This is a genomic window from Amycolatopsis sp. NPDC043887, from assembly GCF_056435665.1.
Genome location: NZ_JBWKEB010000019.1, coordinates 1 through 14,868 on the forward strand (window position 1 = coordinate 1; position 14,868 = coordinate 14,868).

A 14,868-nucleotide genomic window follows, 5' to 3' on the forward strand; every position below is an offset into this window, starting at 1 on the left:
CGCTGCCCCACCCAGCCCACCTCTCACCGAAGATCAACGAGACACGGCATCAAACCACACCCCAAAGGTCATTCTGTTAGGACCCCTAAATGCGGGAGGCGATGGCCGCCTGCACCCTGCGCACCATCGCCCGCGGGTCGGCATAGAGCTCGTCCTTGGTGATGACGACGAACTCCCAGCCCTCAGCCTCGATCATCGCTCGTCGACGCGCGTCGAGACGCGGTTGTTCGCCTTCCAGGTGCCAAGCCCCGTCATACTCGACGGCGACTTTGGCCTCGCGGATCGCGAGGTCGAGCCGTCCCAGGAACTGGGTTCCGCGATAGACCTCGACCTGAGGTTCCACCTCGATCTCGTGAATTCTCAACCACACTCTGACCTCCGATTCCGGGATGGACTCGGCGCGCTCGTCCGAGAATGCCAAGGCCTGCCGGGCCCTGACGATCCCGTTGTCGTGCCGGTGTTCCAGGTACGCCTTGAGCGTCTCGCGATCGACGAAGCCGGCACGGAGCAGCGTGTCCAGCATGCCGACGACACGAGGGAACGACCGGCGAAGGCGGGTGTCGGTCAAAATGTCCATCGTCATGCGCAACGGAGTCGCGATGAGACCGTCCCGCCATGGCTCGAAGTCGTGGCCGAGGAGCCTGGTCCGGCGGAGATGCGTTCCGCGCAGGCTGTGAAACCCTCTCACCTCGGGCACCGCGAACTCGACCGGATCGTTTTCGAGCGAGAACGCGAATCCACGGACCGTCGCGGCCGAGCACCCGGTCAGCACCGCGCCGTCGGGCACGACGAGGATCGCGGCCTTGCACCTCAGCACGTGATCTTGAGGAATGCCTATCGGGGCATAGACATCCTGGAAGAGCCGGTTATACGGCCCTGAGCGGAGCTGCGCGCGGGTCAAGTCTCCTTCGCTGACGGCGCGGCTGCCCACGAAGGGGCCGGAGAACTCGCATGTCGTCGCGTAACGATTACTGGGCACGCATCGAACGATGGCATCCGCTTCCGGCACGCCTCCGGATTCAAGATCATCTTCGGCCTGGTTGTCCACAACCCGTCAAGCCTGTGTAAGACCGCATTTAGTCCTCTGAACGCGGTAGTTGCGCGTGCAAGAACCGCATTCAGAGGACTAAATGCGGGGAGGGCGGTGACACCGGTGTCCATCGATCGGTTGACAGCCAGGTTCAGTCCTGCGGATGTCCCGGGACCCCGGTCCCGCACAGCACGATCGAGGTATGAAAACGGCAGTGAGAGTGCGCGGTCTGCGCAAGGAGTACCCGGGCCACACGGCTGTCGGAGGGATCGACCTAGACATCGAGCAGGGCGAAGTCTTCGCGCTCCTCGGCCCCAACGGGGCGGGCAAGACGACGACGGTCGAGATCCTGGAGGGGCACCGCGTGCGGACGTCGGGCGAGGTCGACGTGCTCGGCGAGGATCCCGGCACCGCGGGCCGGGCTTGGCGGGCGAGGCTGGGGATCGTGTTGCAGACGGCCAACGACGCCGCCGAGCTCACCGTCGCCGAGACGGTCCGGCATTTCTCCCGCTACTACCCGGATCCCCGTGACACCGAAGAAGTGATCGAGCAGGTCGGACTGACCGAGAAGGCGGGCGCCCGCGTCAAGAGCCTTTCCGGCGGGCAAAGGCGTCGTGTGGATGTCGCGCTCGGGATCATCGGCAGGCCCGAGCTGGTATTCCTCGACGAGCCCACGACGGGGTTCGATCCGGCGGCCCGGCGCCGGTTCTGGGAGCTGATCAGGAGTCTCGCCCGCGAAGGCACCACGATCCTGCTCACCACCCACTATCTGGACGAGGCCGAGGCGCTGGCCGGCCGCGTCGCGGTCATCACCCGCGGAGAGATCGTCGCCGAGGGGACGCCGCGGACGCTCAGCGGCCGCGCGACCGCGGAGGCCACCGTCCGCTGGGCCGACGAGCGCGGCAGCCATCAGGAGCGCACCCACTTCCCGGCCAAGCTGATCCGCGAGCTCTCCGCCGACGGCCGCGAGCCGTCGGAGCTGACGGTCCACCGCCCCACCCTCGAAGAGACCTACCTCGACCTGATCGGAGAAGCCCGATGAGCACGCTGGCCCTCCCGGGCACCTTCTCACTCGGCCTCGTCAGAGGCGCCGCGGAGATCAAACAGTTCTTCCGCATCCGGGAGCAGGTGATCTTCACCTTCGCGTTCCCGTCGCTGCTGATGATCCTGCTCGGCTCGATGCTGAACTCCTCGATGCCCGGCATGGTGATCACCACCGGTCAGGTGCTGGCCGCGGGCATGATCGGTTCCGGCATCGTCTCGACTTCCTTCACCAGCATCGGGATCAACCTCGCGTCCGATCGCGAGCTCGGCGCGCTGAAACGGTTGCGCGGCACGCCGATGCCCGCCGCGTCCTACTTCGTCGGCAAGATCATCCTCGTCGGCTTCACCAGCATCGCGCAGGTGGTGCTGATGTCGATCGTGGGCAGCCTGCTGTTCGACCTGGAACTGCCGAGCGACCCGGCGAAACTGCTGACCGCGCTGTGGGTCTTCCTCCTCGGCATCACCAGCTGCACGTTGCTGGGGATCGCGCTCGGATCCGTCACCAGGACGGTCAGCGGCGCGGTCGCGGTGACCAACCTGATCTACATCGCGCTGCAGTTCATCTCCGGGGTGTTCGTCACGCCGATCACCGCGCTGCCGAGGGTTATGGTCGACATCGCTTCGTTCTTTCCGGTGAAGTGGATCTGCCAGGGCTTCCGCTCGGTGTTCCTGCCGTCCGAAGCCGCGACCCAGGAAATGGCGGGGACATGGGAACTTCCGATGGTGGCACTGGTGCTGACGGCGTGGTGCGCCGCGGGGCTGCTGCTGGCGAAGCTGACGTTCCGCTGGTCGAACGAAGGCAAGTGAACGCCTGGGAGCGGTTCTACTGGCTCTGGGAGGTCCTGTTCGGGGTCACCTTCGTCGCGACGACGGCCTTGGTGCTCCTCGAAGACGGTGCGACGACGGGCAAAACGGTCGCGCTCCTGTGCCTGACAGGGCTCGGCGCGACCTACCTGATCCGGGGACGCCGCCTCATCAAAGGCCCGGACTACGACCACACACCATGGTTGTTCGCCGGGGTGATGATGCTCTTCACGACGGGTGCCATTTTCGCCGCGGGCAACTCGAGCTTCATCCTCTTCCTCGTCTGCCCCGTGCTGTACATGACGATGCCGACGAAGGCCGCGTCGATCCTCACCACGGCGGCGGTGCTGTCGAGCCCGGTGTCCCTGCTCGCCCGGGGCGGGCTCGGCGAACAGCCGGTCCTGCTGCCGATGACGGCGATCCTGATCGTCTTCAGCCTCCTCGCCGGCCGCTACACCACCCAGATCATCGAGCAGAGCAAAGGCCGGGCCGCACTGATCGACCAGCTGGAAGTCAGCCAGGCGGAGGTCGCCAGGCTCTCGCGGGAGGCGGGGACGGCCGCCGAACGCGAGCGCATGGCCCGCGAAATCCACGACACGCTCGCGCAGGGGTTCACCAGCATCGTCACGCTCACCCAGGCGATCGAGTCCGAAATGGACACCGATCCGAATGCGGCCCGCCGCCACCTGGAGCTCGCCGCCCGGACGGCGCGGGAGAACCTGGCGGAGGCGCGGGCGATGGTCGCGGCGCAGGGGCCATCGGCGCTCGCCGCCGCTTCACTGGAGGAAGCGCTGCGCCGTCAGGTGGAACGGCTGACCGAGGAGACCGGGATCGAGGCGTCGATCGACGTCGACGGCCCGCTGCCCGCGCTCCCGATGGCCACCGAAGTCGTCCTGCTGCGAGGCGCGCAGGAGGCGCTGAGCAACATCCGCAAGCACTCACACGCCACCGCGGTCTCGCTACGCCTGTCCGTTGTGGACGGACAAGTCCGGCTCACCGTGACCGACGACGGCACCGGATTCGATCCCGCCGCGCCCACCGGCGGCTTCGGCCTGGCGGGGATGCGGGCGCGCACCGATCAGGTCGGTGGCATCGTGACACTCGAGAGCGAACCCGGTGCGGGGACGACGCTGGAACTGGAGGTGCCCGCGTGATCACGATCATGCTGGTCGACGATCACCCCGTGGTGCGGGAAGGCCTGCGCGGCATGCTGGAGGCCGAGCCGGATCTGAGCGTCGTCGGGGAAGCGGGTTCCGGCGACGAGGCCGTCGCGCTGAGCCGGATCAAGCAGCCGGACGTGATCCTGATGGATCTGCGGATGCCCGGTCTCGACGGCGTCGGCGCGACGCGGAGGATCCTCGCCGACCGGCCGGGCCAGCGGGTCGTCGTGCTCACCACCTACGAGACGGACGCGGACATCCTGCGCGCTGTCGAAGCGGGCGCCTCCGGGTATCTGCTGAAGGACGCTTCGCGCGCGGAGCTCGCCAGTGCGATCCGTGCGGCGTCACGCGGCGAGACGGTGTTGGCGCCTTCGGTGGCCGGGAAGCTGGTGAACCGGGTACGCAATCCGATGGCGTCACCGCTGTCGGCGCGCGAGATCGAAGTACTCCGGCTGGTGGCGCGGGGAAGCACGAACGCCGAGATCGGCAGGGCGCTCCACATCAGCGAGGCGACGGTCAAGACCCACCTGCTGCGCGTGTTCGGCAAACTGGACGTTTCGGACCGCACGGCCGCGGTGACCACCGCTATGCGACTGGGCCTGCTCGGGTAGGCAGAATGCGTCCCATGCTTGCCTCGACCGAATTGGCGCTGCTGCGCCGCCTCGCGCACGAGCAATCCTCGTGCCGCGCCCCGTCCATCGTCGCCGCCGTCGTCCGTGACGGCGAACTCGCCTGGTCCGGAGGGCGCGGACGTGTCGACGGCGAGACACCCGGCGCCGACACGCAGTACCGGCTCGGCTCGATCACCAAGACACTCGTCGCGACGGCCGTCATGCGGCTGCGCGACGAAGGCAAGCTCGGCCTCAACGACCCGCTGGAGCAGCACCTGCCGGGCACCGCGTTCGGCTCGGCCACCATCGCGCAGCTGCTGTCGCACACCTCCGGCCTGACCGCGGAATCACCCGGCTCCTGGTGGGAGCGCACGGTCGGCGCCGACTGGGACGCGCTCGTCGAGAGCCTCAAGGACGGCGCGACGCGGCTGCGGCCGGGCAGCAAGTTCCACTACAGCAACGTCGGATACGGCGTGCTCGGCGAGCTGGTCGCCCGGCACCGTGGGCAGTCCTGGCTCGACGTCATCCGCGCCGAGATCCTCCGCCCGCTCGGCATGACCCGGACGTCGCCGCACCCCGAAGGCGCGCACGCGAGCGGATTCGCCGTGCACCCCTTCGCCGATCTCCTCATGCCGGAACCGTCTCCGGACGCGGGAGCGATGGCCCCCGCCGGGCAACTGTGGTCGACGATCACCGACCTCGCCCGCTGGACGTCGTTCCTCGGCGGCCACACCGGCGGCGTGCTCAGCGAGCAGACCGTCGCGGAGATGCGCGAAATGGTCACAGTGGACGACGGCGACGCCTGGACCACCGGATTCGGCCTCGGCGTCATGCTGATCCGCACGGAGGGCAGGCGGCTGGCCGGGCACACCGGGTCGATGCCGGGATTCCTCGCCTGCTCGCTGGTCGACGCGAACGCCGGCATCGGCGCACTCGTGCTGACGAACTCGACGGCGGGCGTCGGCATCACGCAGCTCTGCCTCGACCTGATGAAGCTGACCGAACAGCACGAGCCGTCGATGCCCGCCGAATGGCAACCGTCCACTGTGGACCCGAAGCTGCTGGAACTGACGGGGTTGTGGCACTGGGGCCCGACGCCGTACCACCTGCGACTGCTCCCGGGCGGCCTGTTCTCCCTCGCGCCGGCCGACGGCCCCGGCCGCGCTTCACGCTTCGCGCCGGTGGGCGAGGACACCTGGGTCGGGCTCGACGCCTATTACGCGGGCGAAACGCTGCGGGTCGGGCGGGACTCGGCGGGCAAGCCGAACCATCTCGACCTCGCGACGTTCATCTTCTCGCGGACCCCGTTCGATCCGGCCGCGCCCATCCCGGGCGGCGTCGACCCCGAGGGCTGGCGCTAACGGAAGCGGAAGGCGGCGGTCGTGAATTCGCGGCCGCCGTCGGCGCACACCAGGCCGTCGCCGTAGTCGGCGTCTCCGACGACCCACATCCGGCGCGGGCCGCGCAGCGACTCGGCGAGTTCGCCGGGGCATCGCTCGATGACGAACTTCGCCGGACGTCCGTCGAGGACACCTTCACGGCGCTGGATCGTGAACCGCAGCGCCGCCCACCACTGGCGGGTCCTCGGCGAAGAGATCTCGCCCGGCTCGTCTCCGTGCACCCAGCGCGGCAGGCCGGGAACGAACACGAGCACGAGCGTCGCCACAAAGCCGAGCGGTGCGCCGATGGTGGACGTGTCGTCCCAGTCGGCGAAGATCCAGTGCCCGCCGAGCCCGAGGAAGTACAGGAACAGGAAACCCCATCTGGGTCTCCACGGATCGGACATCAAGCGGCCGGGGTGTGCCCGACCGCCGCGCCGACGGCCGCGATGAACTTGCGGGCGATGCGCTTGCCCTCACCCCAGTCGACGAAGCCGAACTTGAGGCTCGTCTGGATCGCCAGCCCGGAGCCCTCCGTCGTCCGCTCCACCTTCACGGTGACCGTCTGCCCATAGCTGAAGAAGCCGAGCTTGGTCGAGAAGGTGACGTATCCGGCCGCGGCGTCGTAATAGGGGACTTGGCCCTTGACCGCGTCGACCCCGTTGGGGAGGGCCTGCCACAACGCCTCGGGGGGAACGGGGAACCGCTCGTGCACTGTCGCCATGAGGCGAGAAGCTACCCGGCGGTCGGCTCCGACGGGAGCCGGTCCGCCGATCCCATATTCCGGACACGCGGCACCGACTATCAGCAGGGTCGTCCCGACCTGAGAGACTGGGCACATGACCGACGCACCTGAGTTGACCCTCCCCGCGGACCTGAAGCCTGCCGATGGCCGCTTCGGCTGCGGACCGTCCAAGGTCCGTGACGAGCAGCTCGCCAACCTGGCGAAATCCGGTGCCACCTACCTCGGCACCTCGCACCGTCAGAAGCCGGTGAAGTCCCTCGTCGGCCGCGTGCGTGCGGGTCTGTCCGAATTGTTCTCCCTGCCCGAGGGCTACGAAGTGGTCCTCGGCAACGGCGGGACGACCGCATTCTGGGACGCCGCCGCGTTCGGGCTCGTGCGGGAACGTGCGCAGCACTTCACCTACGGCGAGTTCTCCTCGAAGTTCGCCACGGTGACCAAGGGCGCCCCGTTCCTCGCCGACCCGATCGTCGTCAAGGCCGACCCGGGCAGCGCGCCCCAGATCGCCTACGAGGCAGGCGCCGACCTGGTCGGCTGGGCGCACAACGAGACCTCGACCGGTGTCGCGGTGCCCGTGCGCCGCCCCGAAGGCAGTGAAGGCGCCCTCGTCGCCATCGACGCCACCTCCGGCGCGGGCGGCCTGCCGGTCAAGGCCGAGGACTTCGACGTCTACTACTTCGCGCCCCAGAAGTCCTTCGCCTCCGACGGTGGCCTCTGGATCGCACTGGCCTCGCCGGCCGCGGTCGAGCGCATCGGCGAGATCGGCGCGAGCGACCGCTGGATCCCCGAGTTCCTGTCGCTGACCACGGCGCTCGACAACTCCCGCAAGGACCAGACGTACAACACCCCGGCGGTGTCGACGCTGTTCCTGCTGGCCGACCAGATCGAGTGGATGAACTCGAACGGTGGGCTCGAGTGGACCACCTCGCGCACCCGCGACTCGTCGACCCGGCTGTACGAGTGGGCCGAGAAGACCGGCTACACGACGCCGTTCGTCAGCGACCCCTCGCTGCGCTCGCAGGTCGTCGGCACCATCGACTTCGCCGACGAGGTGGACGCCGCGGCGGTGGCGAAGGTGCTGCGCGCCAACGGGATCGTCGACACCGAGCCGTACCGGAAGCTCGGCCGCAACCAGCTGCGCGTCGGCCTGTTCCCGGCCATCGACCCGGACGACATCACGAAGCTGACCCAGAGCATCGAGTACGTCGTCGAGCGCCTGGGCTGAGCTAGCGGTCCGTGAAGGCCTCCTTCCCTACCCTGAGAGTAGGGAAGGAGGCCTTCACGTACTTACCGGCCAGAGCGAGTACGACCAGGCCGTACAGCACGTAGGACTCCGTCGCCAGCCACCAGCCGAAGTTCCCGGCGGGCCGCGGCGCGAGCCACATCGGCGCGATCACGAACAGCGCCACCGTCACGGCCGCGAGCGCGTACGAAACGACCGAGCGCGCCCAGATCAGCAGCGCGAGGATCGGCACGCACCAGATCCAGTGGTGCGTCCAGGACACCGGCGACACCAGCAGCCCGCCGACAGCGCACGCGGTCAGCGCGAGCACCGGTTCCGCGACGCGCACGATCACGAACGCGGTCAGCGCGACCACGGCGATCGAAGCCAGCACCCAGACGATGTCTTCCGCCGAGCCGAGCCCGAAGCGCGCGAGCATCCCGCGCAGCGACTGGTTGCCGACATAGCCGCGATCGCCGATGCGGCCGGTGTCGAAGAGGATGTTCGTCCAGAACTTCGCGGACGCGCCCGGCGCGGCCAGGAACATCAGCGCGCCCGCGCCGAGGAACCCGGCCACGACCCGCGCGGACGAGCGGAAGTCCTTGCGGAACAGGAAGAACAGGATGAAGAAGGCCGGGGTCAGCTTGATGGCCGCGGCGACGCCGATCAGCAGTCCCTTCGTGCGGGCGCGGCCCGGCAGGAGCGCGTCGAGGACGACGATCAGCATCAGCAGCGTGTTGACCTGGCCGAAGCCGAGCGTCGAGCGGACCGGCTCCATGACGCCGCCGACGGCCTGTGCCCCGATCGCCGCCAGGACGGCGATGGCACGGCCCCGGACGTTCGCACGGTCGGCGAGCGAACCGTTGAGCGTCGCGACGAAGAGGTAGACCACGATCCCGCCCGCGATGATCGACGCGAGCCCGACCAGCCTCGTGGCCAGCGCGGCGGACAGCAACGTGCCCGGCAGGAACACCGCCGCCGCGAACGGCGTGTACGTGAAGGGCAGCCAGCCGCCGTGCGTCTGCACCCACGCGCCGTACGGGTCACCCGAGTCGAGGAGCAACCGCGCGCCGCCGATGTAGACCTCGAGGTCCTGGCCGTCGAACACCTTGAGGGTGAACAGCACGCCGACCACGACGACTTCGAGCGCGATCAACGCCCCCGCGAGTTTCCGCCCCGACAATCCCACCAGCACCTGGCGAGATTACCCACCGCTACTCCGCATCCAGTCCTCTGGATGCGGTAGTCGGCACTACGAACTACCGCATCCAGAGGACGAAACGCGAGCTAGGCGAGGGCCTGGGTCGGGGGCAGGCGTGCCGCGCGCATCGCCGGGTAGGCACCGGCGACGGCACCGACCAGAGCCGAGACGCCGACCCCGCCGAGCAGGGCGCCGACGGGGAGCACCGCCGGCCAGCCCTGGCTCAGCGCGTACCCGGCCGTCACCAGCACGCCGACCAGGACCCCGGCGATCCCGCCGAGCCCGGACAACAGCACCGACTCGGCCAGGAACTGGCCTCTCACCTGCCGTTTCGTCGCGCCGAGCGCGCGACGGAGGCCGATCTCCCGGCGCCGCTCCAGCACCGAGATCACCATCGTGTTGGCCACCCCGACACCGCCGACCAGCAGCGCCACCCCGCCCAGCCCGAGGAACAGCGCGCTGTAGGTGTTCTCCGTCAGCTTCTGCGCCTCCAGCGCCTCCGACGGACGGCGCACCTCGACCTCGTTCGGCGCCTCCGGGTTCATCGTCTGCGCGAGCACCGAACGCACGTTCTCGACCTGCGAATCCTTCGCCCGCACGTACACGGTGGTCGGATGCCCCTCGAAGCCGAGGAGCCGCTTGGCGACGTCCCAGCCGACCAGCGCCGACCGCTCGATCTCGGGCGCCAGCGGCGTCGGCCTGAGAATGCCGCCCACGGTGAACCATTGGCCGCCGATGAACACCTGGGGCGGCTTGGCCGGATCGATGTGGTCGATCCCGAGCCGCGCGGCCGCGACCGAACCCAGCACGGTGACCGGGTAGTCGCGGGTCGCGTCACGGAGGAAACGCCCGGTGCGGACGGCGCCGCCGATGACGTCGAGAAGGTCCGGGGTCGCCGCGTAGACACCGAGGCCGGACGTCTCGTCCTTGTCGATCTTGTCCGTACGCCGGACCGTCCCGTCGGTGGTGCCGGTCGCGGACGCCGCCGTCACCGGGGCGATCCGCTTCGCCATCGGCACCGCGCTGTCCGGCAGCGTCGCGTCGCCGCCGAACATCGTCTTGCCCGGCCCCGCCGAAAGCAGGTTCGTGCCGAGCGCGGCCAGCTGGTCTTGCAACGCCTTCGCGCCCGACGCCGGGATCGCGAGCACCGCCACCATCGCGGCGATCCCGATCCCGATGCCGAGCGCGGACAGCACCGCCCGCATCGGCCGCGTCCGCATCCCGTGCGCGCCGAGGTTCAGCACGTCACGCGGGCCGAGCCTGGCCGGATTCGGCGTCGGCGTCTTGTCGACGACGGGTGCGCTCACACCAGCACCCCCGTCCCGGTGTCGAGCCGGATCCGGCCGTCCCGCAACTCGATCCGCCGCGGGATACCCGCCGCGATCTCCCGGTCATGCGTGATGATCACGACCGTCGTCCCCTGCGAACTCAGCGTGGCGAGCAGGTTGAGGATCGCCGCGCCGTTGCCCGTGTCGAGGTTCCCGGTCGGCTCGTCGGCCAGCAGGATCGACGGCGAGTTGACGACCGCCCGCGCGATCGCCACCCGCTGCCGTTCCCCGCCGGAGAGCTCGTTCGGGAAATGCCCCGCCCGATGCGCGAGACCGACTCGGTCGAGCGCGGCCAGCGCCCGCTCGTGCCGTTTCCGCCGCGGCACGCCCGCGTACAGCAGTCCCGTCGCGACGTTGTCGACCGCGCTCACTCCCTCGCTGAGGAAGAACTGCTGGAACACGAACCCGATCCACCGCGATCGCAACGCGGAAAGCTTGCGGTCGGGCAGTTTCGCCACGTCGTGCCCGCGCAGTTCGATGACGCCGCTGGTCGGCCGGTCGAGCGTGCCCATCAGCTGCAGCAGCGTCGACTTGCCGGAGCCGGACGGGCCGACGATGGCGACCATCTCCCTGTCCTCAATGGACAGTGACACCTCGTGGAGTGCCCGCACCCCGCCGGGATAGGTACGCGAGGCGCCGCGCACGTCCAGCACCGGGGTCATGAGGTCGTCACCACCCGCATTCCGGCGGCGAGGCCGGTGCCGGTGACCTCGACGCGGCCGCCGGAGAACAGGCCGGTCTTCACCGCGATGAGACGTCGTTTGCCGCCTTCGTCGACCTCGACGGCGTATCCACCCTCGGCGAGCGCGAGCAGCGCGCCGACGGGGACCGCCAACACTCCACTGTGGACTTCCTTGGTGAACCGCACCGAGACGGGTGTCGAATCGAGCGACCCCGCCGCGGCCGGATCGTCCAGCTTGATCTTCACCTTGATCTTCGGCTTGCCGTCGTCCTGTCCGGCGCCGTCCTTGCCGGTTTCCGCGACCTTGCCGACCTCGGTGATCACGCCGGTCGTGTTCTTGCCGCCGGTGATGTCGACCCCGACCTTGTCCCCCTCCTTCGCGATGGCCTGTTTGGCGGCGTCGAGCTTGACCTCGACGAGGCGCTCGGTGCCGGTGTACTTCAGGAGTTCGCCACCGCCGGGGCCGCCGAGTTGCGCGGCGACCTGCGAAACCCGGATCTCACCCGGCGCGAGGACGACGTCGCCCTGTCCGAAGGTGCCGGTCTGTTCGACGCCCAGCGACTTCTGCCACTTCTTGAGCGCGGCGGCGGTGGCCGAGGTGAACTTCTTGTCCGGGGTGCCGAAACCGCCGAAACCGAGCGCCTTCAGGTTCTCTTCCAGCTGCTTGACGTCCGGGCCGTCCGCGGCCCCGTCCGCCAGGTCACGGAAGAACGGCAGCGTGCCGTAGAACAACGGCACCGGTTTGGCGTCGACGCCGTACACGGTCTTCCCCCGGGTGTACACCGCACCCGTGTCCGGCAGGGCGGTGACGGTGCCTTGTTTCCGGCCGGCGAGGGCGTTTTCCGCGCCGTAGCCCAGAGTCCCGTTCGCCTCTTCCTCCTCCCGCAGGTCGGTCTTCTCGACTTTCGCGGTCTCCACCGGTGGTGGCGCCTGCCCGACCTGCTGGGCCTCCGACGTGACCCTGGTCAGCACGACCACCGACGTCGTCCCGACCACGACGACGAGGACCGCCGCGATGATGAACCAGCGTGTCCGGCGCGAACGCCGTGCGCGACCGGGTCCTTCGTGTTCACTCATTTCGCCGGAGCCGCCCTCATGGTCATGCCGAGACCGCAGGCCTTCGCCGCTTCTTCGAACTTCTTCGGGTCGCCGCCCGCGTCACCCAGCGCGATGGCGCCCTTGCCCCCGGGCTCGGGGTCCGGGAAGTCGATGCCGTGGTCTCGCATGCACTTCGCTTCCTTGCGCATCTTGTCGAGCTCTTCCGGCGTCGGCGGCTTGATCTCGCCACCGTTCGGCAGCAGCTTGCGGCACGCCTCGTCCGCGGCCTTCATCTTGTTCTCGTCGGGCATGTCGGTCGCTTCGAAGGTGATCGTGTCCTGGCCGTTGGCGTCCCGCTTGGGCTCGGGCATGTTGACCCCGTGCTCGCGCATGCACTTCGCGAAGTTGCGCCTCTTGTCCTCGTCGGACACGTTGTCGGCCTGTTTCCCGTCGTCGGCGCCGGCGGCGGGCGGGGACGAGATCGAGGCGACCTTGTCGCCGCCGTCCCCGCCACCACCGCAACCGGCCACCAGCGCGAAGACCGCTCCGGCGATCAGTACCGCCATGGGTCGTTTCCGCATCGCTGCTCCTTCGGTCGTCTTGGCGCACCGATTTCTACGGAGCGGGCGCTTCCGGCGCGGTAAGCGAAGTCGCTTATGTCGCGCTTACCGTCCCAGTCAGCGGAACAGAGATCCGATCTATCTGCCGTCTTTACGGGTGAACTAGGCACCTAGTGAGACTTCCAGGGGTTCACATCCGACCTCTGGCTTTTTAGAGTCCCCGACGTCCACACCTCAGCGAGGAGGAGTGCATGAATCGCCGCAAGCCACTCCGGGCCCTGGCGGCCCTCGTCATCGCGACCACCGCACTGGGCGTCGTACCCGCCGCGGAAGCCGCACCACTCCCGTCCGACCACGCCTACGACGACCCGTTCACCGCCGAGCGGACGCGCTGGTGGCGTGACGACCGCTTCGGCCAGTTCATCCACTTCGGCGCGTACTCCCAGCTGCAAGGGAAGTACACCCGTCCCGACGGAAGCGTCTGCCAGGACGCGGAGTGGATCCAGCGGAACTGCCAGATCCCGCGTGCCGAATACGAGCAGATCGCCGCGAAGTTCAACCCCGCCGGGTTCGACGCGAACGCCATCGCGCAGTCGGCGAAGGACGCCGGGCAGAAGTACGTGGTGATCACGTCGAAACACCACGAGGGCTACGCGATGTGGCCGACGAAGGTCAACAAGTTCAACCTCCGCGACCATTCGGCGTTCGACAAGAAGCGCGACATCCTCGCCGAACTGAAACGCGCGACGGCCGCGCGCGACGTCAAACTCGGCTTCTACTACTCGATCTGGGATTGGCACGACCCGGACTTCCCCGATCCCGCGACGTTCCCGAAGTACAAGGAGCGGATGTACGCCCAGCTCAAGGAACTCGTCGACAACTACCACCCGGCGGTGCTGTGGTTCGACGGCGAATGGAGCACCGACCGGCCCAACAACCCGTGGACGGAAAGGGACGGCGAGGAACTGGAGGCCTACGTCCGCGGCCTCGATCCGTCCATTGTGGTCAACAACCGCGTCGGCAAACGGCGGGTGGTCGACGGCGACACGGGGACGCCCGAACAGGAGATCCCGGACAAACCGGTCGACGGGCAGCTGTGGGAGTCGTGCATGACCCTCAACGGCAGCTGGGGATACACCGATTGGGACCATAACTGGAAGTCCTCGGCGGATCTGACCAGGAAGCTGCTCTCGATCGCCGGCCGCAGCGGCAATTTCCTGCTCAACGTCGGGCCCGACCGCAACGGCCGCGTGCCGCAGGAATCCATCGACCGGCTGAAGCAGATGGGCCAGTGGCTGCGAACGAACGGCCAGTCCGCCGCCGTCTACGGAGCGGGCGCGCCGGGGCTGGTCGCCGAACCGGGCTGGGGCGTCGTCAGCCGTCGCGGCGACAAGCTCTACGCGTCGGTGTTCGACTGGCCCGCTTCGGGCGGCTCGCTGACGCTCGAAGCGTTGGCACCTTTCCGGGTTCGCGAGGCGCGGGTGCTCGGCAGCCGTCAGCGCGTACGGGTCGAGCAGACCTCCGGAAGCGTGAAGCTCACGCCGTCGGGCGGCCGGACGAACGATGTCGCGACCGTCATCGAGCTGAGCGTCGATCCGCTGCCGCAGGCGCCCGCCGGCCGCGGGACGGGGCTGACCGCCGAGTACTGGCCGAACGCGGACTTCACCGGGACACCGACGGTGCGCCGGGTCGAGCCGGGCGTGAACCACAACTGGAAGTTCACCGGCTCGCCGGACGCGAAGATCCCGGCGGAGACCTTCTCGTCGCGCTGGACCGGCCGGGTCACCGCGCGGGACACCGGGAAGTACACGTTCACCACGGTTTCGGACGACACCGTGCGGCTGTGGGTCGACGGGAAACTCCTGATCGACAACACCATCCCGCACGGCCCAAGTGTCGACAAAGCGACACTCGCCCTGGTCGCCGGGCGGTCGTACGCGATCCGGCTCGAACACACCGAACGCGGCGGGGAAGCGTCGATGAAGCTGCTGTGGTCCAGCCCGAACACCCCTCAGCAGGTGATTCCGGCGCGGCAACTGCACCCGGCAGGCTGAGCGTTCGGTACAG

The 14,868-nt window shown here is 68.7% G+C and carries 15 protein-coding genes; 7 read left to right on the forward strand and 8 right to left on the reverse strand.

Annotated elements, in window-relative coordinates:
* Positions 1 to 85 precede the first annotated feature (85 nt).
* Entirely contained in the window at positions 86 to 1,048 is a 963-nt protein-coding gene (locus AC069H_RS36110) for an endonuclease domain-containing protein (RefSeq protein WP_478235327.1), read from the reverse strand.
* Positions 1,049 to 1,244: 196 nt separating this feature from the next.
* Between AC069H_RS36110 and AC069H_RS36115 the strand changes: the two genes are divergently transcribed.
* The 5 genes from AC069H_RS36115 to AC069H_RS36135 are packed head-to-tail and all read left to right on the forward strand — an operon-like array spanning position 1,245 to position 6,010.
* Positions 1,245 to 2,072: an ABC transporter ATP-binding protein gene (locus tag AC069H_RS36115; RefSeq protein WP_478225539.1), complete on the forward strand. Its 828-nt coding sequence runs from the start codon at positions 1,245 to 1,247 to the stop codon at positions 2,070 to 2,072.
* Entirely contained in the window at positions 2,069 to 2,881 is an 813-nt protein-coding gene (locus AC069H_RS36120; RefSeq protein WP_478235328.1) for an ABC transporter permease, read from the forward strand. Before AC069H_RS36115 ends, AC069H_RS36120 begins: the two co-directional genes overlap by 4 nt.
* Complete coding sequence (locus AC069H_RS36125; RefSeq protein ID WP_478235329.1) at positions 2,878 to 4,032, forward strand: sensor histidine kinase; 1,155 nt, start codon at positions 2,878 to 2,880, stop codon at positions 4,030 to 4,032. Before AC069H_RS36120 ends, AC069H_RS36125 begins: the two co-directional genes overlap by 4 nt.
* Positions 4,029 to 4,649 (forward strand): response regulator, encoded by a 621-nt coding sequence (locus tag AC069H_RS36130; RefSeq protein ID WP_478235330.1) that lies wholly within the window; start codon positions 4,029 to 4,031, stop codon positions 4,647 to 4,649. The genes AC069H_RS36125 and AC069H_RS36130 overlap by 4 nt, the downstream gene beginning before the upstream one ends.
* Positions 4,650 to 4,663: 14 nt before the next feature.
* On the forward strand, positions 4,664 to 6,010 hold the full coding sequence (locus AC069H_RS36135; RefSeq protein ID WP_478235331.1) for a serine hydrolase domain-containing protein: 1,347 nt from the start codon (positions 4,664 to 4,666) through the stop codon (positions 6,008 to 6,010).
* Here AC069H_RS36135 and AC069H_RS36140 read toward each other — a convergent pair.
* On the reverse strand, positions 6,007 to 6,435 hold the full coding sequence (locus AC069H_RS36140; RefSeq protein ID WP_478235332.1) for a hypothetical protein: 429 nt from the start codon (positions 6,433 to 6,435) through the stop codon (positions 6,007 to 6,009). The two genes, AC069H_RS36135 and AC069H_RS36140, sit on opposite strands and share 4 nt — an antisense overlap.
* Complete coding sequence (locus AC069H_RS36145) at positions 6,435 to 6,752, reverse strand: hypothetical protein (RefSeq protein WP_192743760.1); 318 nt, start codon at positions 6,750 to 6,752, stop codon at positions 6,435 to 6,437. Before AC069H_RS36145 ends, AC069H_RS36140 begins: the two co-directional genes overlap by 1 nt.
* A 115-nt stretch (positions 6,753 to 6,867) precedes the next feature.
* Between AC069H_RS36145 and serC the strand changes: the two genes are divergently transcribed.
* Complete coding sequence (serC, locus tag AC069H_RS36150) at positions 6,868 to 7,995, forward strand: phosphoserine transaminase (protein ID WP_478225301.1); 1,128 nt, start codon at positions 6,868 to 6,870, stop codon at positions 7,993 to 7,995.
* Between the two features lies 1 nt (position 7,996).
* Here serC and AC069H_RS36155 read toward each other — a convergent pair whose 3' ends face one another.
* The 5 genes from AC069H_RS36155 to AC069H_RS36175 all read right to left on the reverse strand — a co-directional run bounded on the left by AC069H_RS36155 (position 7,997) and on the right by AC069H_RS36175 (position 12,822).
* Complete coding sequence (locus AC069H_RS36155) at positions 7,997 to 9,187, reverse strand: glycosyltransferase 87 family protein (RefSeq protein ID WP_478235333.1); 1,191 nt, start codon at positions 9,185 to 9,187, stop codon at positions 7,997 to 7,999.
* A gap of 92 nt (positions 9,188 to 9,279) precedes the next feature.
* Complete coding sequence (locus AC069H_RS36160; protein WP_478235334.1) at positions 9,280 to 10,500, reverse strand: ABC transporter permease; 1,221 nt, start codon at positions 10,498 to 10,500, stop codon at positions 9,280 to 9,282.
* The gene (locus AC069H_RS36165; protein ID WP_034308470.1) at positions 10,497 to 11,183 is read right to left on the reverse strand and encodes an ABC transporter ATP-binding protein; all 687 of its coding nucleotides are present in this window, start codon (positions 11,181 to 11,183) and stop codon (positions 10,497 to 10,499) included. The genes AC069H_RS36160 and AC069H_RS36165 overlap by 4 nt, the downstream gene beginning before the upstream one ends.
* Positions 11,180 to 12,280, reverse strand: a complete 1,101-nt coding sequence (locus tag AC069H_RS36170; protein ID WP_478235335.1) for a peptidoglycan-binding protein — start codon at positions 12,278 to 12,280, stop codon at positions 11,180 to 11,182. Before AC069H_RS36170 ends, AC069H_RS36165 begins: the two co-directional genes overlap by 4 nt.
* Complete coding sequence (locus AC069H_RS36175) at positions 12,277 to 12,822, reverse strand: hypothetical protein (protein WP_478235336.1); 546 nt, start codon at positions 12,820 to 12,822, stop codon at positions 12,277 to 12,279. The genes AC069H_RS36170 and AC069H_RS36175 overlap by 4 nt, the downstream gene beginning before the upstream one ends.
* A gap of 230 nt (positions 12,823 to 13,052) precedes the next feature.
* Between AC069H_RS36175 and AC069H_RS36180 the strand changes: the two genes are divergently transcribed.
* On the forward strand, positions 13,053 to 14,855 hold the full coding sequence (locus AC069H_RS36180; RefSeq protein ID WP_478235337.1) for an alpha-L-fucosidase: 1,803 nt from the start codon (positions 13,053 to 13,055) through the stop codon (positions 14,853 to 14,855).
* The last annotated feature ends 13 nt before the right edge of the window (positions 14,856 to 14,868 follow it).